Below are 19,848 nucleotides of genomic sequence, written 5' to 3'. Positions count from 1 at the left end.
AAGCCGATGTCGAAACTCAAGTATGCAGCACGAAGCCTGTTGCAGCTTTTGCTGATTATAGGGGTTGGGTTGGTGCCTGTGGCTGCGGGACTGACAGTGATGGTCTATCAGCTGGAGCGCAAACTAGACGAGCACGCTCGCGTGTCGGCCAGCGAAGCTGTGCTAGTCATCGATCAGGTGCTGGACAACTTGCTTAGCGCCGCCAGCGAGTCCTTGGTATATGCCGGTAGACCGTGCGACCGCGTGATCGGTGCGTTGAAAGCCCGCACAGCCAAGGACTCACGAATTAGTTCACTGATGTTGACGCGCAACAACAAAGGTTATTGCAGCACTTTACCGCCTCCCTATCCAAGGCTGCACCACTCTGACAGCCAAGGCCCGAATGTCAGGCTTAATTTAACCTCTCCTAGCACCCCCAATGGGGTGGTCGTTGAGTATCGGTTAGCAGCCCGCAACTCAGGCGTTGTCGCCACCGCCTATGGCCTTGAGCTGCGCAACGCATTGTATGGTTTCCAGGGTGACTTGGTGATGCTGCTGGAGTTCGATGACAAGTACATCTGGGCCCGAGGCGACAGTCGGGAGCCGACGCGGCCATCGCAATCGGAGTTCTTCCAGAGTGAGCGATCAGCCAAACATGGCTACACGCTTAAAGCAGGCTATCCAACCGGTCACACTGCTCAGGAGATACACCATTCCCTACTCGGAACTCTCCCGTCACTGTCGCTAGTGGGCGTGCTGACCGCTGCCATGGCCTATTGGGGAATTCACAGAAAAAGGCATAAAACCACGGCAACCCCCGCCCTTAACACCAGACGGGGGCGTGCGAGCAGTTAATCGGTGCTAAGCACACCGCGACGCACCTGATCACGCTCGATCGATTCGAACAGGGCTTTGAAGTTACCCTCGCCAAAGCCATCATCGCCCTTGCGCTGGATGAACTCGAAGAACACGGGCCCCAGCAAGGTTTCCGAGAAGATCTGCAGCAGCAGTCGCTTGTCATCGGCCTCTGAAGCACCATCGAGCAGGATACCGCGGGCCTGCAGCTGATCGACCGGCTCACCATGACCAGGCAGACGCTCTTCAAGCATCTCGTAGTAGGTTTGCGGCGGAGCGGTCATGAAGCGCATGCCTAAGCCTTTGAGGGCGTCCCAGGTCTTGATCAAGTCATCGGTGAGGAAGGCGACATGCTGGATGCCCTCGCCGTTGAACTGCATCAGGAACTCTTCGATCTGCCCCGCCCCCTTGGACGACTCCTCATTGAGCGGGATGCGAATCATGCCGTCGGGAGCGGTCATGGCCTTGGAGGTCAGGCCGGTGTATTCGCCCTTGATGTCGAAATAGCGGATTTCGCGGAAGTTGAACAGTTTCTCGTAGAAGCCTGCCCAGTAGGCCATCCGGCCGCGATAGACATTATGAGTCAGGTGATCGATGAGCTTGAGACCTGCGCCGACCGGATTACGATCGACCCCGTCGATGAACTTGAAGTCGATGTCATAGATCGAGCTGCCTTCTTCATGGCGGTCGATCAGGTACAGCGGCGCGCCGCCAATCCCCTTGATCGCAGGCAGGCGAAGCTCCATCGGGCCGGTTTCGATCTCGACCGGCTGGGCGCCCAGTTCCAGCGCGCGGGCATAGGCTTCATGGGCATTGCGCACGCGAAATGCCATGCCGCACACCGACGGGCCATGCTCGGCGGCAAAGTAGGACGCGATGCTCTTGGGTTCGTTGTTAAGAATCAGGTTGATACCGCCCTGGCGGTACAGGTGCACGTCCTTGGAACGGTGCGACGCCACCTTGGTGAAGCCCATGATCTGGAATACAGGTTCCAGCACACCCGGGGTCGGCGAGGCGAGCTCGATGAACTCAAAGCCCATCAGGCCCATTGGATTGTCAAAGATATCAGCCATGTTCGTGTCCTCATCTACAGCGCATTAACGGTGGGTCAGGTGCTTGGGATGTCGGACAGACGTGGTGGTGAGCAGGGGATGCCCCGCACGCTGCGGGCGAGGAAGCCACCTATGATCAACGTGAACCCATGATATGTCATATGGACCCATTCTCGGCGGGCTTGATCCTCCAGGAGGGAGAACCTTATTGTTGTATTCGTAAACCGATTCTATCTGGCGTAAATCGGTTTGTCGCGTTTTAAGTGCGTCAAGCTAACCGACAAACGGCTATCCTGTGCGTACTCCTTCTTCAAGATTAGGTCAGCATGCCCCTTTCAGTTAAACGTCCCGCCCGCTGGAGCTGGCGCGCCCTGCTGCCCTGGGTGGTCGGCGCCCTGCCGCTAGTGTGTGGGGCGGCGGTGATGAACTGGCAGGCGCAGCGAGAGTTGCGCGAGAGCAGCCAGGCCATCACCGAGCAGGTGCTGCAGCACATCGAGCAGATCCTGGACAGTTTGTCGGATTCTGCCAGGTCACTGTTTCCCTTGGTCGGCAAGCCCTGCGCTGAAGTCGAGGTAGCCTTGCGCAGCCAAGTGACGCGCAACGCGTTCGTACGTTCGACCAATCTGTTCAAACGCAACACGCTCTATTGCAACTCGCTGTTTGGCGAATTTGACGAGCCGGTAAACGCGGCTGACTACACCGAAGGCCGGTTGTGGCTGATGGATGGCAATTCGGTGACACCTGGCCACCCGCTGCTGGTCTATCGCGCCAGCGAAGGCGCTCGCGGCGCCATCACCACAGTGGACGGCGATCACCTGCTCACGGTCCTACGCATGCTCGGTAGGGACGAGGACCTGCAGATCCAGGTGGGCAATAGTTGGATGGGCAAGGACGGCGTGGTTCGTCACGGTGCCCCGCCGACGGCAGCGACCGCAGCAGTGGTACAAGCTTCAGCGCGCTATCCGTTCAGTGTGCATGGCGGCTATGGCGCGCATAAACAAGCCGAACTGATGCGCGATCATTATCCTGCGCTGCTCAGTCTGTTGCTGTTGCTGGGGGTAGTGGCCGGAAGTGTCGTGCGCTGGCAGATCCGCCGCGCCTCGTCGCCGCGCAGCGAGCTGGATCGCGCCCTGGAAGCAGATGAATTCCTGCCCTATTTCCAACCAGTGGTACGCAAAGGCGACTATCGCTGGGCCGGCGCCGAAGTGCTGATGCGCTGGAATCACCCACGCGAAGGCCTGGTGCGCCCTGATTTGTTCATCCCGTATGCCGAGCACAGCGGCCAGATCGTCGCCATGACCCGCGCACTGATGCTGCATACCGCCCAAGGCTTGGCGCCTTACGCAGCGCTGCTCGAAGACGGCTTCCATGTCGGCATCAATATCACTGCCGATCATTGCCGCGACCTGCGCCTGCTCGACGACTGCCGGACCTTCCTGCAGCACTTCGAGCCAGGTCGGGTGAAGCTGACCCTGGAGCTGACCGAACGCAAGTTGATCGAAGCCACACCGGTGACCCTGGAGTTATTCGAAAAACTCCACGAAATGGGCGTGATGATTGCCCTGGATGACTTTGGCACCGGGCAGTCCAGCCTGAATTATCTGCGCCAGTTCAACGTCGATTACCTGAAGATCGACCAGAGTTTCGTCGCCATGATCGGCGGCGATGCGCTGTCCCAGCACATCTTGGACAGCATCATCGAGCTGTCGACCAAGCTAGGCCTGGGCATTGTCGCCGAGGGGGTGGAGACCCAGACCCAACGCGATTACCTCGAACAGCGCCAGGTAGATTTCCAGCAAGGCTTCCTGTTCGCCCGGCCGATGCCGCTGGATGAGTTCCTGCGTGCCTTGGCTGCACAAAGCTCGCGGTTGCCGCAACCAGCGCGCCCTGAGATCATGCGCGGCTGATCCACCCGCTCATCTCCTGTAACCGAGGCATTCGTGTCAAAAGGCATTCTTTCGTCGGTCATGGCGTCGTGTTTGTTCGCCGTGATGTATTTCTACACCTCCTTGTTGGCACCGCTGGACGGTGAGGAGATCTTTGGCTGGCGGACCTTGCTGACCCTGCCTTGCCTGACCTTGTTCATGCTGGTCAGCAAAGACTGGAAGCGGGTCGGCGAGCTTTTGGCCAGGGTCCGAGAAACGCCAATGCTGCTGCTCGGCATGGTCGGCACCTCGTGGTTGATGGGCGTGCAGCTGTGGCTGTTCCTCTGGGCGCCGCTGCATGGGCGCAGCCTTGAGGTGTCGATGGGCTACTTCCTGCTGCCGCTGGCCATGGTCATGACCGGGCGCCTGGTGTACGGCGAGCGTCTGTCGCGCTTGCAGAAAGTGGCGGTGAGCTGCGCAGCCCTGGGGGTGGGCCATGAGCTGTATCAGAATGGCAGTTTCGCTTGGGAAACCCTGCTGGTGATGATCGGCTACCCGATCTACTTCGTGCTGCGCCGACGCTGCCGCACCGATCACCTGGGCGGGCTGTGGTGCGACATGTGCCTGTTGCTACCTTGGGCGCTGTACTTCGTGATCCAGGGGCCGCTGTCGGCGGCTGACCTGGTCGAACACCCTGGTTTGTACGGCTTGATCCCGCTGCTCGGGGCGATCAGTGCCTGCGCCCTGATCGCCTACGTGCTGGCCAGTCGGCTGTTGCCGTTCAGCCTGTTCGGGCTGCTCAGCTATGTAGAGCCGGTGTTGCTGGTGGGCGTGGCCCTGCTACTGGGCGAGACCATCGGCCCCGACCAGTGGCTGACCTACCTGCCGATCTGGGCCGCCGTCCTGGTGCTAGTGCTTGAAGGCTTCAAGCACCTGCTGCGTCAACGTCGGCGTTCGGTGTAAGGCGCACCTGACGCACACGGCGCTCCTCCACCGCCACCACGGTCATGCTCCAGCCGTTCCAGGCCAGGCGGTCGCCGACCACCGGCAGCCGATCCAGCAGACTCATCACCAGGCCCGCCAGGGTCTGGTAGTCCTCGGTGGCACGCGCGCTGAAGCCAATGCGCGCCTGCACCTGGCTGAGGTTCAAGGCGCCACTGACGACGAAGCCACCCTCCTCCTCGATGATCGCCGGGCCCTCGACCTCGCTGGCGTCGGGTAGCTCGCCCGCAATCGACTCAAGGATGTCGGTCATGGTCAGCACGCCGGTGAAATCACCGAACTCGTTAACCACGAAAGCGATGTGCGTCGACTGGTTGCGCATCTGTTCCAAGGCATTGAGCAGGGTGAAGCTTTCCAGCAGGTTCAGCGGCGCGCGGGCCATGCGTTCCAGGTCCGGCTGATTGCCGTCGAGCAGCTCCTTGAGCAACTCCTTCTTGTGCACAAAGCCCAACGGTTCCTCGATACGTCCATTGCGAATCAACGGCAGGCGCGAGTATGGCGAGTTGGCCAGGGCCTGGGTGATGGCTTCGGGCGCTTGCGCCAGGTCGATCGCATCGACTTCGGCACGCACCGTCATCACCGTGCGAATCGGCCGCTCGGCCAGGTTCAGCACGCCGCTGATCATCACCCGTTCGCGGCGATCGAACAGCACCTGCTCTTCGCCACCCTCGACCAGGTCGGCGATCTCTTCACCGACCTCGTCGGCCTCGACCCGGCGACCGCCCATCAGGCGCAGTACCGCATGGGCGGTCCGCTCACGCAGTGGCCGGTGCTGCTGCAAGCTGCGCTTGCGGCGGGCACGGGCCAACTGGTTGAACAGCTCAATCAGGATCGAGAAGCCAATTGCCGCATACAGGTAGCCTTTCGGGATGTGGAAGCCCAGGCCTTCGGCGGTCAGGCTGAAGCCGATCATCATCAAGAAGCCCAGACACAGCATGATCACCGTGGGGTGGGCGTTGACGAAGCGGGTCAGCGGTTTGCTGGCGACGATCATGATGCCGATCGAGAAGATCACCGCAATCATCATCACCGACAGATGCTCGACCATACCTACCGCAGTGATCACCGCATCGAGCGAGAACACCGCATCGAGCACCACGATCTGCGCCACGATGGGCCAGAACGCGGCATGACGCAGGGTGCCACTGGATTGGGTGACATGGCCCTCAAGCCGTTCGTGCAGCTCCATGGTCGCCTTGAACAACAGGAACACACCACCAAACAGCATGATCAGGTCGCGGCCCGAGAAGCTCTTGTCGAAGATCTCGAACAGCGGCGCGGTGAGGGTGACCATCCACGAGATGCTCGCCAACAAGCCCAGGCGCATGACCAGCGCCAAGGTCAAGCCGATTACCCGCGCGCGGTCGCGCTGATGCGGGGGCAGCTTGTCAGCCAGAATGGCGATGAATACCAGGTTATCAATGCCCAGTACCAGCTCGAGGACGATAAGCGTCAGCAGGCCCAGCCAGGCCGTGGGGTCGGCTAGCCATTCCATTAGCGGGTACTCACGAAGCAAGCGTCACGAGGACGGGGGGAGAAGGAAGGCCAGAATGGCCTGAAACTGGGGGGCTCCGAGAAGGTGCTCATACATACCTTGATAGAAAATACGGATGGAGATCCTACAATCACAGACGCTTTTTCTCACAGCGCGAAACTATTACAAAACCTGTAACAGCGGTGCATGCAGCGACCCTATCAGGGCACTTTTATTCAATACACCGCCGCGCTTGCTGATCAGGATAGCGGACATCTTCCAACACGAGATGTCATCCATGAGCCTGTCATTGTCCATGGCCGCCTTCGCCCTGGCGGCTTCGATTTCACCGGGGCCAGTCAATATCGTCGCGCTTGGCAGCGGGGCCCGCCATGGCCTGCGCGCCAGCCTGAGGCATGTGGCGGGAGCCACCTTGGGCTTTTGCCTGCTATTGATTGTGGTTGGCCTGGGCCTGCATGAACTGTTAGTGCGCTGGCCCCTGATCGGTCTGGGGCTGCACTGGGGTGGAGTGCTGTTCTTGCTGTACCTGGCGTGGCGACTGGCCACTGACACGGGTGGACTGGGCAACCAGGGGGAGTTGCGGGCACCGTCGGCCTGGCACGGTGCGGCGATGCAATGGCTCAACCCGAAAGCCTGGCTGGCGGCGCTGGCTGGGGTGGGCGCCTATACCAGTGGAGAACAACAGCTGTTGTGGCTGTTTATCTGGATCTATGGGCCGATCTGCTTCGTGTCGATCGCCAGCTGGGCCTGGGCTGGGAGTGTGATTCGTCAGTATCTGGGCAATCCAAGGTACATGAGGGGGTTCAATCGCATGCTGGCCGCGCTACTGGTTGCCAGTGCCCTCTATCTGATTGGGGGCTGATGAAATTATTGCGTGTACCGGCCTGTTCGCGGGCAAGCCCGCGCCTACAGGGCTCGCGCTGTAGCGGCAGTGGTGGGATCGGTGTTACCTGCGAACAGCCACCCTCACCAGACCGCCTGGCGATAATGTCCAGGCGTTGCTGCCAGATGCTGCTTGAACGCCCGTTGCAAATGCGCCTGGTCAGCAAACCCCGCCTCCAGCGCCACCTCGGCGATCGGCCGGCCCACACGCAGTTGAGCACGCGCATGCTGCACGCGCTGATCAAGTAGATAGCCATGGGGCGTAAGGCCAAAACGCTGGCGGAACGCGCGGATCAAGTAAGCACGCGAAAGGCCGGCTGCAGCGCAGATTTCTTCAAGGGTCAACGGATCCAGCCGATGCGCGCGGATGAACGCAGCTGCGGCCTCAAGGCGCGGATGCTGCACAGATCGAGTGACCGAGGGGCGATCCAGGTAGCCCGGCAATACCTGAAAGAAACCCGCTAACAACGCCTCACGACCTGGCGTGTCGCCATCAAACAACCCCGCCAGCACTTGCAACAAGTGGCTGTACAGAGCTGGCGAGGTACTCAGCGTTGCATCCGGCAGGTCGATCCCCTGGGCCTGCAACCACGGCACATCGACGAACAACATCACATACGACCAAGGCTGGCCTTCGATCGGATTGCAGGTGTGCACCACGCCCGGCTTCATCAGCACCGTCGTCCCCGCTGCGACTTCGCGACAGCTGTCGCCGGTCACATAGGTACTGCGCCCGCCGGTGATCACACCGATGGAAAAACTCTCATGAGAATGTGCGCCATAGCAGACTTGGCGCCCATCACCGACACGCCGCGCTTCGACGAACGGCAAGGCCGGATCACGCCAGAACCGCGACACCTCGATCATCGCCCTGCCCTCACTCGCCGCTGCCTTGTACCACCACCAGCAATTGCGCCTGCTGTGGCCCGACCGAACGCAGGCGGTGCGGCGTCTGGGCATTGAAGTGCAAGGCATCGCCCTGCTCCAGCAGCACCCGCTCGGTCATGAAGTCCACCTCGACCTGGCCCTGGTGGACGAACAGAAACTCTTCACCCTCATGCGCCTTGAAGGTCGGGTCGCTGAATTCGCTCGGCGGCTGGATCATGAACGGCAACAAACTGCGCAGGCCGACCTGCGAGGTCAACACCGCGTAGCCCGGCCCCTCACCGCTGCCTACCAGTGCCTGGCGCTCCGTCCCGCGCACCAGGCTGTAACGCGCCTCGCCCGATGGGTCATCGGCGAACAGCTCTTCGACATTGACGTTCAACGCCCGGGCAAGCTTGAGCGCCGTGGCGATGGACGGGGTATTGAGCCCCCGCTCGACCTTGGACAGGTAGCTCTTGGTCATGCCGGCCTTGTCAGCCAGCACCTCCAGGGTAATCCCGAGTTTTTTTCTCAGCAGTTTCAGTCGGATAGACATGTGACGCGGCTTTCCCAGGCAAAACGCAGTTGCGCATGACACTTTGTGTCATATAAGATCATTTGTGTCATGTGATTGACCGCCCTTCCACCGACCAAAGCAGTTAGGCGGGCAAGCACTGACCTCTACCATCACGCCACCGAGGACCCTCCCCCATGGCAACGACCCTGACTCACAGCAAAGACCAACTGGTGCGCCAGGCCCTGACGCAGATGCAAGGCTCGCTCGCCGATAATACGTGGACTGTACGGGAAAAGCTGGCCCTGGCCTGCCGAATTCTGTTCGAGCATGGCCATGACTCGGGCCTTGCCGGACAGATCAGCGCCCGCGGCCCGCAGCCAGGCACCTTCTACACCCAGCAATTGGGCCTGGGTTTCGACGAAATCACCGCCAGTAACCTGCTGCTGGTCAACGAAGACCTGCAAGTGCTGGAAGGCCAGGGCATGCCCAACCCGGCCAACCGCTTCCACAGCTGGGTGTACCGTGCTCGCCCGGACGTCAATTGCATCATCCACACCCACCCCACTCACGTTGCCGCGTTGTCGATGCTGGAGGTGCCGTTGCAGGTCTCGCACATGGACCTGTGCCCACTGTATGACGACTGCGCGTTCCTTGAGGCCTGGCCAGGAGTGCCGGTTGGCAACGAAGAAGGTGAGATCATCAGCCAGGCGCTGGGTGACAAACGCGCCATCCTGCTCTCGCACCATGGCCAGCTGTCGACTGGCAGCAGCGTCGAGCAAGCCTGCGTGTACGCCCAATTGATCGAACGCGCCGCACGCCTGCAACTGCTGGCGATGGCGGCCGGCACCATCAAGCCAATCGCCGCGGCGCTGGGCCGCGAAGCTCACGACTGGATCGACCGACCCAAGCGTCACGCCGCTACGTTCAACTACTACGCGCGCCAAACCCTGCGTATCCATGCCGATTGCCTGAACTGACCTTTCAATGCCTTGCCTGCGGAGCCCACAATCATGACTACAGAATTTCACGGCATCATCGGCTACACCATCACCCCGTTCAGCAACGACGGCGCCCAACTCGACCTGCCGGCGCTGGGCCAGTCCATCGAGCGCCTGATCGCCTCGGGAGTGCACGCTATCGCCCCGTTGGGCAGCACGGGTGAAGGCGCCTACCTCAGTGACACTGAGTGGCAGCAAGTGGCCGAGTACAGCCTGGCGCAGATTGGCAAGCGGCTGCCGAGCATCGTCAGCGTCTCCGACCTCACCACTGCCGGTGCCATCCGCCGCGCACGCTTCGCCCAGGCCCATGGCGCCGATGCCGTCATGGTCTTGCCGTCTGCCTACTGGAAGCTCAGCGCCACGGAAATACTCCAGCACTACCGGGCGATTGGCGCTGCCGTCGACCTGCCGATCATGCTCTACAACAACCCTGCCACCAGTGGCACCGACATGCCGGTCGAGTTGATCTTGCGCATCGTGCGCGAGGTGGAGAATGTCACCATGGTCAAGGAGAGCACCGGTGACATTCAGCGCATGCACCAGCTACAGCTGCGCGGCGAAGGCCAGGTACCGTTTTATAACGGCTGTAACCCGCTGGCCCTGGAGGCGTTCGTGGCGGGCGCCAGAGGCTGGTGCACGGCGGCGCCCAACCTGATACCCGCGCTCAACCTGGGCTTGTACCAGGCGATTCGAGCAGGTGACCTGGAGCAGGCCAAAGCGCTGTTCTACCAGCAATTGCCGATGCTCGACTTCATTCTCAAGGGTGGATTGCCGGCCACTATCAAGGCCGGTTTGGCGCTGACGGGGCTGGCGGTGGGCGAACCGCGGCGGCCGGTGTTTGGCTTGGATGAACAAGGACGCGCGACGTTGCGCGGACTGTTGGATGAGCTCGGCGTAGCGCTTTGAGATTTTGGGGCCGCGTTGCGGCCCCAGAATCTAACTCACAAATCAAGGCATCACAGGCGGCACATACTGCAGCGTCGTGCCCAGCGCCCAAAGCAGCACCAGGACCAATGGCACATGCACCAACAGCTGGACGAACGAGAAGCCGATCAGGTCGCGCGCCTTGAGCCCTAGCACCCCGAGCAGCGGCAGCATGTAGAACGGGTTGATCAGGTTCGGCAGCGCCTCGGCGGCGTTGTAGATCTGCACGGCCCAGCCCAGGTGATACTGCAGGTCATTGGCCACCAGCATCACGTAGGGCGCCTCAATGATCCACTTGCCGCCACCGGACGGGATGAAGAAGCCCAGCACCGCCGAGTACACCCCCATGAGCACGGCATAGGTGTCGTGCGAGGCGATCTGCACGAAGAAGGTCGAGATGTGGTGGGCCAGGGTCTGCTCATCCACGCCCTTGACCTGGGTGAGGATGGCGGCGATCGAGCCATACAGCGGGAACTGGATCAGCACCCCAGTGGTGGTCGGCACGGCGCGGGTCACCGCATCGAGGAAGCTGCGCGGACGCCAGTGCAGCAAGGCGCCGAGCATGATGAACAGCAGGTTGTAGGTGTTCAGGCCGGAGATAGCGGTGATCGCAGGTTTGGTCGCGAACTCCTGGTACAGCCAACCGGCGGCCAGCGCCACCAACAGCAGGATCAGGATCGGGCTGTATTCCAGCCATTCGCCTGGACGGGTGCGCTGCGGCGGTGGCGGCGCGCTGAAGCTTGGGTCGACGCCGCACGCCTCGGCGCTACGGGCGCTACCCGGGCCAGGCGCGGTGGCATAGGCGACCACCAGGGAGACGATCACCAGCGCCGCCAGCATCACGCCGGATTGCCAAAGAAAAATGGTTTCGGTGAACGGGATCACCCCGGTAATGGACAAGATCGACGGTGGCAGGCTGGCAGGGTTGGCCTGCAGCTGCGCCGCCGAGGACGACAGGCCCAGCGCCCACACCGCCCCCAGGCCCAGGTAGGCTGCTGCGCCTGCTGCACGGTAGTCCATCTTCAGGTCGGCACGACGGGCCAACGCGCGCACCAGCAAGCCGCCGAACACCAGCGACAGGCCCCAGTTGAGCAGCGAGGCGAGCATCGAGATCAGCGCCACCCAGCACACCGCCGAGCGGCCATTTTTGGGGATACGCGCCAGGCGATCGATCAGCCGCGCCGCCGGGGGGGAGCTGGCGACTACATAGCCGCCGATGACCACGAAAGCCATCTGCATGGTGAACGGGATCAGGCTCCAGAAACCATCGCCAAAGGCCTTGGCGGTGTCGGTAGGCTTGGCGCCCATCACCAGTGCGCCGAAACACACCAGCACCACCGCCAAGGCGGCGAACACCCAGGAATCAGGGAACCAGCGTTCAGCCCAGTTCGAGCAGCGCAGGGCAAAGCGAGCGGAGCGGCTGTCTTGGATTTCAGCGGCCACGGGATTTTCCTTTTATTGATTTTATTGGCTGTTACAAACGCAAAAACCGTGGGAGCGGGCGTGCCGCGCGATAGCGTGCCGACAGACAACCCAGTTGTCCCGATCAACGCTATCGCGGGGCAAGCCCGCTCCCACGGTACTCAAGCGGCTATCAGAAGGTCATTTCCTTTACATCATCGGCTACGATCAGCTTGCCTGCGGTCTTCTCGATGATTTCCTCGACGCTCACCCCTGGGGCCGTCTCGCGCAAGATGAACGCGCCGTTTTCGATCTCAAGGTAAGCCAGGTCGGTCAACACCTTGCGGATGCAACCAGCACCGGTCAGCGGCAGGCTGCAGCGCGACAGCAACTTGGACTCGCCATCCTTGGAGGCGTGGGTCATGGTGACGATGATGTTGTCGGCGCCGGCAACCAGGTCCATCGCCCCGCCCATGCCCTTGACCAACTTGCCGGGGATCATCCAGGAGGCGATGTTGCCCTCCACGTCCACTTCGAACGCGCCCAGCACGGTGAGGTCGACGTGGCCGCCACGGATCATGGCGAACGATTGCGCCGAATCGAAGATCGAGGCACCGCGGCGGGCGGTGACGGTTTGTTTGCCGGCGTTGATCATGTCGGCGTCGAGGGTGCTTTCAGTGGGGAATTCGCCCATGCCGAGCAGGCCGTTTTCCGATTGCAGCATCACGTCCATGTCGGCAGGTACGTAGTTGGCCACCAGGGTCGGGATGCCGATGCCGAGGTTGACGTAATAGCCGTCCTTCAGTTCACGGGCAACACGTTGAGCCATCTGTTCGCGGGTCAGTGCCATGGTCTGGATCTCTTTGTTGTTTTGTGGACGGCGCTCAGGCCTTGACGGTGCGCTTTTCGATGCGCTTCTCGAAGGTGCCGACGATGACCCGGTCGACATAAATGCCCGGGGTGTGGATCTCGCTGGGCAGAAGCACGCCAGGCTCGACGATTTCCTCGACCTCGACCACGGTGATCTTGCCGGCGGTGGCTGCCAGTGGATTGAAGTTTTGCGCAGTGTTGCGGTACACCACGTTGCCGTAGTGGTCGGCCTTCCAGCCTTTGACGATGGCGAAGTCGCCGGTGATGGCTTCTTCAAGGATGTACTTGCGCCCGTTGAACTCGCGCACTTCCTTGCCTTCGGCAACCGGGGTGCCGTAGCCGGTGGCGGTAAAGAAAGCCGGGATGCCAGCACCACCGGCGCGCATTTTTTCGGCCAGGGTGCCTTGTGGGGTCAGCTCGACCTCCAGCTCGCCGCTGAGCAGCTGGCGTTCGAACTCGGCGTTCTCGCCGACGTAGGAGGCGATCATCTTGCGGATCTGCCGGTCTTCGAGCAACACGCCCAGGCCAAAGCCATCGACGCCGCAGTTGTTGGAAACCACGGTCAGGCCCTTGACGCCCAGACGCTTGATTTGCGCGATGAGGTTCTCGGGGATGCCGCACAGGCCGAAGCCGCCGGCCAGTACCGTCATGTTGTCGGTAAGGCCTTCGAGGGCCTGTTCGTAGGTTGCAACGCGCTTGTCCAGTCCGGCCATGCTGATCCGCCTTTGTAGTTGTTTGTGCGTGCAGCCATCTTCACCGCTGGCGACTGATTTGTTAATTTTGTTTTCGTCATCGATTGATAACTTTTCCAAAACAAAAGGTCGAGCCCCCGCATGAACGTCAAGCAGCTACGCGCCTTCATCACCGTGGCCAAGTACCAAAGCTTCGCCCAGGCCGGCGAGCACCTGCACGTCTCGCAACCGGCGTTGAGCCTGACCATCAAGGCGCTGGAGGATAACCTCGGCGGCGCCCTGCTCACCCGCACCACCCGCAGCGTCAGCCTGACCCCAGAAGGCGAGGTGCTGCTGCCGCTGGCCCGGCGCCTGCTGGCCGATTGGGACGACACCGAAGAAATGCTGCGCCAGCGCTTTACCTTGCAGCTTGGCCGGGTGTCGGTCGCGGCCATGCCCGCCTTTGCCGGCAACCTGCTGCCACAGTCGCTGAAGGTGTTCCGCCAGCGCTATCCGAAGGTGAACGTTACCGTCCATGACGTGATCAACGAACAGGTGCTGGAACTGGTACGCCACCGGCGCGTCGAACTGGGCATTGGCTTCGAGCCGGACAACCTCGATGGGCTACGCTTTCATCCGCTGTACCTGGATCGCTTCGTCGCCGTGGTACCGGGCGATTCGCCGCTGGCCCAACAGCCGCAAGTTACCTGGCAGCAACTGCTGGACGAAGATTTCATCGCCCTGCAACGCCCGTCGGCGGTGCGCTTGCTGCTGGAGCAGAACATTGCCGCCGGGCACGGCAAGCTGACAGTGGCGTTCGAGAGCCATCAACTGTCGACCATCGGCCGCATGGTTGCCAATGGCCTGGGGGTCAGCGCGGTGCCGGCGCTGTGCATCAACCAGATGCAAGAGCTCGGTGCGCGCTGCGTGGCCCTGGTCGAGCCGAGCGTTGAGCGGCGCATCGGCGTCATGGCGCTAAGCGACCACAAACTGTCCACCGCAGCCGAGGCGCTGCTCGAGGTCGTGTTGTGCAATACCCATCTACCGGAGGTGACATGCGTTCAGTGAAGCTTGCAGGCAAAAGCGTTCCGGCCATTGGCCAGGGCACCTGGTACATGGGTGAAGATCCTGCTCGGCGCGGCGCCGAAGTGGCCGCCCTGCAGCAAGGCATCGAGCTGGGGCTGAGCCTGATCGACACTGCGGAAATGTACGCTGAGGGTGGCGCCGAAGAGGTCGTCGGCCAAGCCATGGTCGGCCGTCGCGAGCAGGTGTTTCTGGTCAGCAAGGTCTACCCGCACAACGCCAGCCAGCGTGGTCTACCGCTGGCCTGCGAACGCAGCCTCAAGCGCTTGGGCACCGACTGCATCGACCTGTACCTGTTGCACTGGCGCGGCCAGTATCCGCTGGAAGAAACCGTGGAGGCCTTCGAGCGTCTGCGCGAGCAAGGCAAGATTCGCCGTTGGGGGGTATCCAACTTCGACCTCGACGATTTGCATGAACTGGCTAATAGCGACTGCGCCACCAATCAGGTGCTGTACAACCCGGCTGAGCGCGGGATCGAATTCGACCTGCTGCCCTGGAGCCAGGCCAATGGCTTGCCGACCATGGCCTATTGCCCGCTGGCGCAGGCCGGGCGATTGCTCAAGCATCCGCTTTTGGCCGAAATTGCCGAGCGCCATGGGGCAACTCCTGCGCAAGTCAGCTTGGCCTGGGTGACCCGCTCTGATGGGGTGATTGCCATCCCCAAGGCGGTCAACCCGCGGCATGTGCAGCTCAATGCGGGGGCGGCCTCATTGAAATTGAGCGAAGAGGATCTGCGGGCGATTGACCAGGCGTTTCCAGCGCCGACACGCAAGCAGCGGTTGGCGATGGTTTGAGCGAGTAGTTGTTTGTCAGTGCCGGCCTCATCGCGGGGCAAGCCCGCTCCCACAAAACCCCGCGATGAGGGCGGTACTGTAGAGCACAAGACCTCAATGAAAATCCCGGCTACGCACATCCAGCCCCAGCAACAGCGGGCTGACGTCCTCCAGCTTGCGCGCAATCAGGTGCCTGACGCCATTCTCCTGCTCCAGCCTGCCGCTGACCTTGAGTAACTGCGAGCCCACCAGCGCCCGTCGTTGGCGCTCGGCCAGCTCGCGCCAGACCACCACATTGACCATCCCCGACTCATCTTCAAGGGTGACGAATGTCACCCCGCTGGCCGTCTGTGGCCGCTGGCGGCCCACCACCAACCCCGCCACCGCAACGTGATCGCCATGCTCAAGATCGGCCAGTTCACTCGAACTGCGACAGCCTAACGCCCGCAAGCGTGGCCTGAGCAAAGTCAACGGATGGGGGCCAAGTGTGGTGCCGAGGGTGTCGTAGTCCGCCAGCAGATCCTCGCCCACTGTCGGCGCGGGCAGCGCCACCGCGCGCTCAGGGCTGGCCTGCACCTCTGCGAACAAGGGTAATTGCGCCTGCACCGCAGCCACCTGCCAGCGCGCTTGATGGCGATTCTGGGCCAGCGCTCGCAACGCCCCGGCATCGGCCAGCCGGGTGCGCGCCCGGCTGTCGAGCTCAGCGCGCAGACACAAGTCTTCGACATCGCGCCAGGGCCGCTGCGCCCTGGCGTGCTCGAGCCGGCGGGCATCGACTTCGGCAAACCCACGGATCTGCCGCAGCCCCAGGCGAATCGCCAAAGCGCCCTGCCCCAACGGCTCCAACGTGCAATCCCAGTCACTGTGAAAGACATCCACCGGGCGCACCTCGATGCCCTGGCGACGGGCTTCTTGCAGCAACTGATCAGGGCTGTAGAAGCCCATCGGCCAGCTGTTGACCAGGGCGCAGGTGAAGATCGCCGGTTCGTGGCATTTCAACCAGCTGCTGGCATAGCAGAGCAAGGCAAAACTGGCCGCATGCGACTCGGGGAAGCCATAACTGCCGAAGCCTTTGATCTGTTCGAAAATGCGCTCGGCGAACGCCAGCTCGTAGCCATTGCGCAGCATGCCCTTGAGCAGCCGCTCGCGGTGCGGCTCCAGCCCGCCATGGCGCTTCCAGGCGGCCATGCTGCGGCGTAGCTGATCGGCCTCGCCAGGGGTGTAGTCGGCGGCGACCATGGCCAGTTCCATCACCTGTTCCTGAAACAGCGGAACGCCCAGGGTGCGTTCGAAGACCGCTTTCAAGGCTGGCGAGGGATAGCTAATCGGCTCTTGCTTGAGACGTCTGCGCAAGTAAGGGTGGACCATGTCGCCCTGGATCGGCCCCGGGCGGACGATGGCCACTTCAATGACCAGATCGTAAAACGTGGTCGGCTTCAGGCGCGGCAGCATGGCCATCTGTGCCCGCGATTCGATCTGGAACACGCCCATGGTCTCGGCGCGGCTGATCATGGCGTAGGTGGCAGGGTCTTCACTGGGAATGGTGGCCAAACTCAACTGCCGACCACGATGCAGCGCAATCAGATCGAAACAGCGACGCAAGGCACTGAGCATGCCCAAGGCGAGCACATCGACCTTGAGCAGCCCGACCAGGTCCAGGTCGTCCTTGTCCCACTGAATTACCGTGCGCTCGGGCATGGCGGCATTTTCCACCGGCACCAGTTGGTCCAGCGGCTGCTCGGAAATGACGAAGCCACCGGGATGCTGCGACAGGTGCCTGGGAAAACCGATCAACTCCCCGGCCAGCACCAGAATGCGCCGCAGCGACGGGCTCTGGGCCTCGAAGCCGGCCTCGGCCAGGCGCTCGGCATCGGGGATACGATCACTCCAGCGGCCACAACACTTGGCCAACGCGTCGACCTGATCGGCGGGCAGCCCCAGCACTCGGGCCACATCGCGTACCGCACCGGCAGCATGATAGGTGCTGACCACCGCTGTCAGCGCGGCGCGGTGGCGGCCATAACGACGGAACACGTACTGGATGACTTCCTCGCGGCGGTTGTGCTCGAAGTCGACGTCGATGTCCGGCGGCTCGTTGCGCTCGCGGGACAGAAACCGCTCGAACAACAAGTGGTGCTCCATCGGATCGAGTTCGGTGATACCGAGTACGAAACACACGACCGAGTTGGCCGCCGAACCGCGGCCCTGACAGAGGATCGACTGCTTGCGGGCAAAAGCGACGATGTCGTGAACGGTAAGAAAATAGCTCTCGTAACCCAGTTCCTCGATGAGCGCCAACTCTCGCTCCAAAGCCTCGAACACTTTGGCGTCAGGGCCATTCGGCCAACGCTTGGGTAAGCCTTGCTCGCACAGGTGACGCAGCCAACTGGCCGCGCTGTGCCCTGCTGGTACCAGCTCGCGGGGGTACTGGTACTTGAGCTCGCCCAGGTTGAACTGGCAGCGCTCGGCGATGACCAGGCTTTCAGCGAGCAGCTCGGGCGGATACAACTCGCTCAATTGCGCCAAAGGACGCAGGTGGCGTTCGCCATTGGCGAACAGATAACGGCCCGCCTCAGACATACTGCAATGCTGGCGCACGGCGGTCATGCAGTCTTGCAGGGCGCGCCGACCGCGGCTATGCATGTGCACATCGCCGCAGGCCACCGCGCCAATCCCCAGCCGAGCGGCCAGTGCACGCAGGCGCGCCAGCCGGCTGGCATCATCGCTGCCCCGATGCAGGTGCACCGCCAGCCACAGGCGCTCGGCAAACAATGACTGCAACCATTGGCCCGCTGCAGGCTCATCTGGATCGTCTGGGATCCACAGCGCGAGCAAGCCCTTGGCGTGAGCCTGAAGGTCATCGGCCAGTACCTGATACTCGCCTTTCTGTGCACGCCGACGAGCTCGGGTGATCAGCGCACACAGGCTTTGATAGCCACTGAGATCCTCGACCAGCAACACCAGTTTAGGGCCATTCTGCACGCGCATCTCACTGCCGACGATCAAGCGCAGTTGATGCGCCTTGGCCGCCTGCCAGGCGCGCACGATACCTGCCAGGGTGCATTCATCGGTAATGGCCAAGGCTTGATAACCCTGCTCACGGGCCCGTCGAAACAGTTCATCGGCGCTGGAAGCACCGCGCTGGAAACTGAAGTTGGACAGGCAGTGCAGTTCGGCGTAAGCCAGCGCAGTCATGCGAACCAGCCTTGCAGCCACAGCGGGCCGGGGGCGGCGAGGTCTTGATAAGCCCAGCCGCGCAAGCCTTCGCGGGTTTCGATGCGGTAGTAGTCTCGGCGCACATCGCCACCATCCCACCAACCCGACTCGATGCGCTCGGCCTGTCCCAACAGTTGAACGCCAGACTCCGGCAGCCGCTGCGGCGCCGCCAATAACCAGCCCGGACGACTGCCTGGAGTGACTTGCAATGCCCCGCACGCGCCCAGGTCGGTCAACTGCCAGGCGCACTCCGGGCGGTGATCGGCTTCGGCGCGCAGGCCCTTGACCGCCTCGTCACCCAGACGTGCGCGCAACCGCTCGCGTAGTTGCGGCCAAGGTTGGGTCTGCTGTGCCCTGGGGTCGAACAGGGCCTGATGCTGAGGCACGAACGCCGGCAAGTCTTCGGCCAGCAGGCGCAGATTACGCACCGGTGCCGGGATGCGTAGCGGCTCCAGCCGCCCCCGCGCCAGCTCAAAGAGCAGGGCCGCATCGCGTTCGGCTGATAGCAGGCCAATCATGAGCTGCGTGTCTGGCCCTTCGACGTGCTCCAGGTGTAGCTCGAAACGCTGCACGCCGCAGTCGCGTCCGGCTAGAAACGCAGCCAGGTCGCCGATCATCCGCCGCAAGGGGAACAATAACGCCTGATGCGACTCGACGTCGAAATTCAGCTCTAGCCGCGTTTCGAAGCGATCCGGTGGTTGATAGAAATCCAGGCCCACGTTGCGCACGCCCAGCAATTGATCCAGGTGCAGCTGCACCTGAGCGGCGAAGCGTCGAGCCAGCGCCTCGCGCGGCAAGGCCAAGACCTCGCCGAGGCGGCGCAAGCCCATGCGGATGAAGGCCTGGGCGGCATCGGCGGGAAGACCGATCTTGCCAATAGGTAGCTGCAGCAAGGCGGCGCGGGTCTGCTCGGCGCAGGTCACCGCCAAGCCGTCATGGGCATTGGCGAGCATCCGGGCCGCCACCGGGTTGCTGGCAACGACAATCCGGTGCCGCAGGCCCAACGCCTCCAGCTCCTGGCGCAGGCGCGCTTCGAACAGCGGCCACGGCCCGAACAATTGCAAGCTTGAACCCACTTCCAGGAGCAAGGCGCGTGGATAATGCAGGCTCACCTGGGCACTGAAGCGATAGGCCCAGGCGGCCAACAGTTGCTGGACCTGATCAACCCGCGCAGGGTCGACTTCAACGCAAGTAAAGCCATCGGCCAGCGCCCGTGCGGCGGTCAGCGTCTGCCCGGCGCGCAGGCCCAGCTTCGCTGCTGCGCAGTTGACCGATTGCAGCACGCGGCGCTGGCTCGCCCCCCCCATCAAGACCAAGGCGCAGTCGGGCTCATCACGCTCGCGCAATACCGTATCCAGCGCCAGCTGAGGGAAGACAATGCAGGCCCAAAGCATGCTCCAC

General features: G+C 62.3%; 17 protein-coding genes. 8 read left to right on the top strand and 9 right to left on the bottom strand.

Annotated features, from left to right (window positions below; genetic code table 11):
* Nucleotides 1-6 precede the first annotated feature (6 nt).
* Nucleotides 7-834, top strand: coding sequence for a CSS-motif domain-containing protein (locus ACI2JX_RS06860; protein WP_404689712.1), 828 nt, complete (start codon nucleotides 7-9; stop codon nucleotides 832-834).
* On the opposite strand, the gene hppD is transcribed toward ACI2JX_RS06860, so the two are convergent.
* Nucleotides 831-1,907, bottom strand: coding sequence for a 4-hydroxyphenylpyruvate dioxygenase (gene hppD, locus ACI2JX_RS06855; RefSeq protein ID WP_186553439.1), 1,077 nt, complete (start codon nucleotides 1,905-1,907; stop codon nucleotides 831-833). The genes ACI2JX_RS06860 and hppD overlap by 4 nt on opposite strands.
* A gap of 305 nt (nucleotides 1,908-2,212) precedes the next feature.
* Between hppD and ACI2JX_RS06850 the strand changes: the two genes are divergently transcribed.
* A complete protein-coding gene (locus tag ACI2JX_RS06850) occupies nucleotides 2,213-3,793 on the top strand; it encodes an EAL domain-containing protein (protein WP_404689711.1) in 1,581 nt (526 codons plus the stop codon).
* Nucleotides 3,794-3,826: 33 nt separating this feature from the next.
* On the top strand, nucleotides 3,827-4,714 hold the full coding sequence (rarD, locus tag ACI2JX_RS06845; RefSeq protein ID WP_264234451.1) for an EamA family transporter RarD: 888 nt from the start codon (nucleotides 3,827-3,829) through the stop codon (nucleotides 4,712-4,714).
* Here the strand turns inward: rarD and ACI2JX_RS06840 are convergent.
* Nucleotides 4,677-6,248: a TerC family protein gene (locus ACI2JX_RS06840; protein ID WP_404689710.1), complete on the bottom strand. Its 1,572-nt coding sequence runs from the start codon at nucleotides 6,246-6,248 to the stop codon at nucleotides 4,677-4,679. The two genes, rarD and ACI2JX_RS06840, sit on opposite strands and share 38 nt — an antisense overlap.
* Nucleotides 6,249-6,525: 277 nt before the next feature.
* Here ACI2JX_RS06840 and ACI2JX_RS06835 point away from each other — a divergent pair, with 277 nt between their 5' ends.
* Nucleotides 6,526-7,110 carry a LysE family translocator gene (locus tag ACI2JX_RS06835; protein WP_404689709.1) on the top strand — a complete coding sequence of 195 codons (585 nt, stop codon included), beginning with the start codon at nucleotides 6,526-6,528 and terminating at the stop codon, nucleotides 7,108-7,110.
* 104 nt (nucleotides 7,111-7,214) lie between these two features.
* Here ACI2JX_RS06835 and ACI2JX_RS06830 read toward each other — a convergent pair whose 3' ends face one another.
* Together ACI2JX_RS06830 and ACI2JX_RS06825 are read right to left on the bottom strand one after the other, a co-directional pair.
* On the bottom strand, nucleotides 7,215-7,997 hold the full coding sequence (locus tag ACI2JX_RS06830; protein WP_404689708.1) for a helix-turn-helix domain-containing protein: 783 nt from the start codon (nucleotides 7,995-7,997) through the stop codon (nucleotides 7,215-7,217).
* Nucleotides 7,998-8,007: 10 nt separating this feature from the next.
* Entirely contained in the window at nucleotides 8,008-8,550 is a 543-nt protein-coding gene (locus ACI2JX_RS06825; RefSeq protein ID WP_404689707.1) for a helix-turn-helix domain-containing protein, read from the bottom strand.
* A gap of 155 nt (nucleotides 8,551-8,705) precedes the next feature.
* Between ACI2JX_RS06825 and ACI2JX_RS06820 the strand changes: the two genes are divergently transcribed.
* Together ACI2JX_RS06820 and ACI2JX_RS06815 are read left to right on the top strand one after the other, a co-directional pair.
* Nucleotides 8,706-9,488 carry an aldolase gene (locus tag ACI2JX_RS06820; RefSeq protein WP_368971234.1) on the top strand — a complete coding sequence of 261 codons (783 nt, stop codon included), beginning with the start codon at nucleotides 8,706-8,708 and terminating at the stop codon, nucleotides 9,486-9,488.
* Nucleotides 9,489-9,521: 33 nt separating this feature from the next.
* Nucleotides 9,522-10,415, top strand: coding sequence for a dihydrodipicolinate synthase family protein (locus ACI2JX_RS06815; protein ID WP_404689706.1), 894 nt, complete (start codon nucleotides 9,522-9,524; stop codon nucleotides 10,413-10,415).
* Between the two features lie 42 nt (nucleotides 10,416-10,457).
* On the opposite strand, the gene ACI2JX_RS06810 is transcribed toward ACI2JX_RS06815, so the two are convergent.
* The 3 genes from ACI2JX_RS06810 to ACI2JX_RS06800 form a co-directional block, all read right to left on the bottom strand.
* Nucleotides 10,458-11,876, bottom strand: a complete 1,419-nt coding sequence (locus tag ACI2JX_RS06810; RefSeq protein WP_368971236.1) for a short-chain fatty acid transporter — start codon at nucleotides 11,874-11,876, stop codon at nucleotides 10,458-10,460.
* A 151-nt stretch (nucleotides 11,877-12,027) separates the two neighbouring features.
* Entirely contained in the window at nucleotides 12,028-12,684 is a 657-nt protein-coding gene (locus tag ACI2JX_RS06805; protein ID WP_186553450.1) for a CoA transferase subunit B, read from the bottom strand.
* Between the two features lie 34 nt (nucleotides 12,685-12,718).
* Nucleotides 12,719-13,417 (bottom strand): CoA transferase subunit A, encoded by a 699-nt coding sequence (locus tag ACI2JX_RS06800; RefSeq protein WP_264234443.1) that lies wholly within the window; start codon nucleotides 13,415-13,417, stop codon nucleotides 12,719-12,721.
* 120 nt (nucleotides 13,418-13,537) lie between these two features.
* On the opposite strand from ACI2JX_RS06800, the gene ACI2JX_RS06795 reads away from it, so the two are divergent.
* Together ACI2JX_RS06795 and ACI2JX_RS06790 are read left to right on the top strand one after the other, a co-directional pair.
* The gene (locus tag ACI2JX_RS06795) at nucleotides 13,538-14,443 is read left to right on the top strand and encodes a LysR family transcriptional regulator (protein WP_404689705.1); all 906 of its coding nucleotides are present in this window, start codon (nucleotides 13,538-13,540) and stop codon (nucleotides 14,441-14,443) included.
* On the top strand, nucleotides 14,431-15,252 hold the full coding sequence (locus ACI2JX_RS06790) for an aldo/keto reductase (protein WP_368971238.1): 822 nt from the start codon (nucleotides 14,431-14,433) through the stop codon (nucleotides 15,250-15,252). Before ACI2JX_RS06795 ends, ACI2JX_RS06790 begins: the two co-directional genes overlap by 13 nt.
* Nucleotides 15,253-15,345: 93 nt before the next feature.
* Here ACI2JX_RS06790 and ACI2JX_RS06785 read toward each other — a convergent pair whose 3' ends face one another.
* Both ACI2JX_RS06785 and ACI2JX_RS06780 read right to left on the bottom strand, forming a co-directional pair.
* The gene (locus ACI2JX_RS06785; protein WP_404689704.1) at nucleotides 15,346-18,426 is read right to left on the bottom strand and encodes an error-prone DNA polymerase; all 3,081 of its coding nucleotides are present in this window, start codon (nucleotides 18,424-18,426) and stop codon (nucleotides 15,346-15,348) included.
* Complete coding sequence (locus ACI2JX_RS06780) at nucleotides 18,423-19,841, bottom strand: Y-family DNA polymerase (RefSeq protein ID WP_404689703.1); 1,419 nt, start codon at nucleotides 19,839-19,841, stop codon at nucleotides 18,423-18,425. The genes ACI2JX_RS06785 and ACI2JX_RS06780 overlap by 4 nt, the downstream gene beginning before the upstream one ends.
* Nucleotides 19,842-19,848: the final 7 nt, after the last annotated feature.

Origin of the sequence: Pseudomonas sp. NPDC088890 (genome assembly GCF_044900155.1) — a bacterium.
GTDB lineage: Bacteria > Pseudomonadota > Gammaproteobacteria > Pseudomonadales > Pseudomonadaceae > Aquipseudomonas > Aquipseudomonas urmiensis.
Note: the sequence above shows the minus strand (reverse complement) of the source record. Positions and strands in the feature narration are given on the sequence as shown.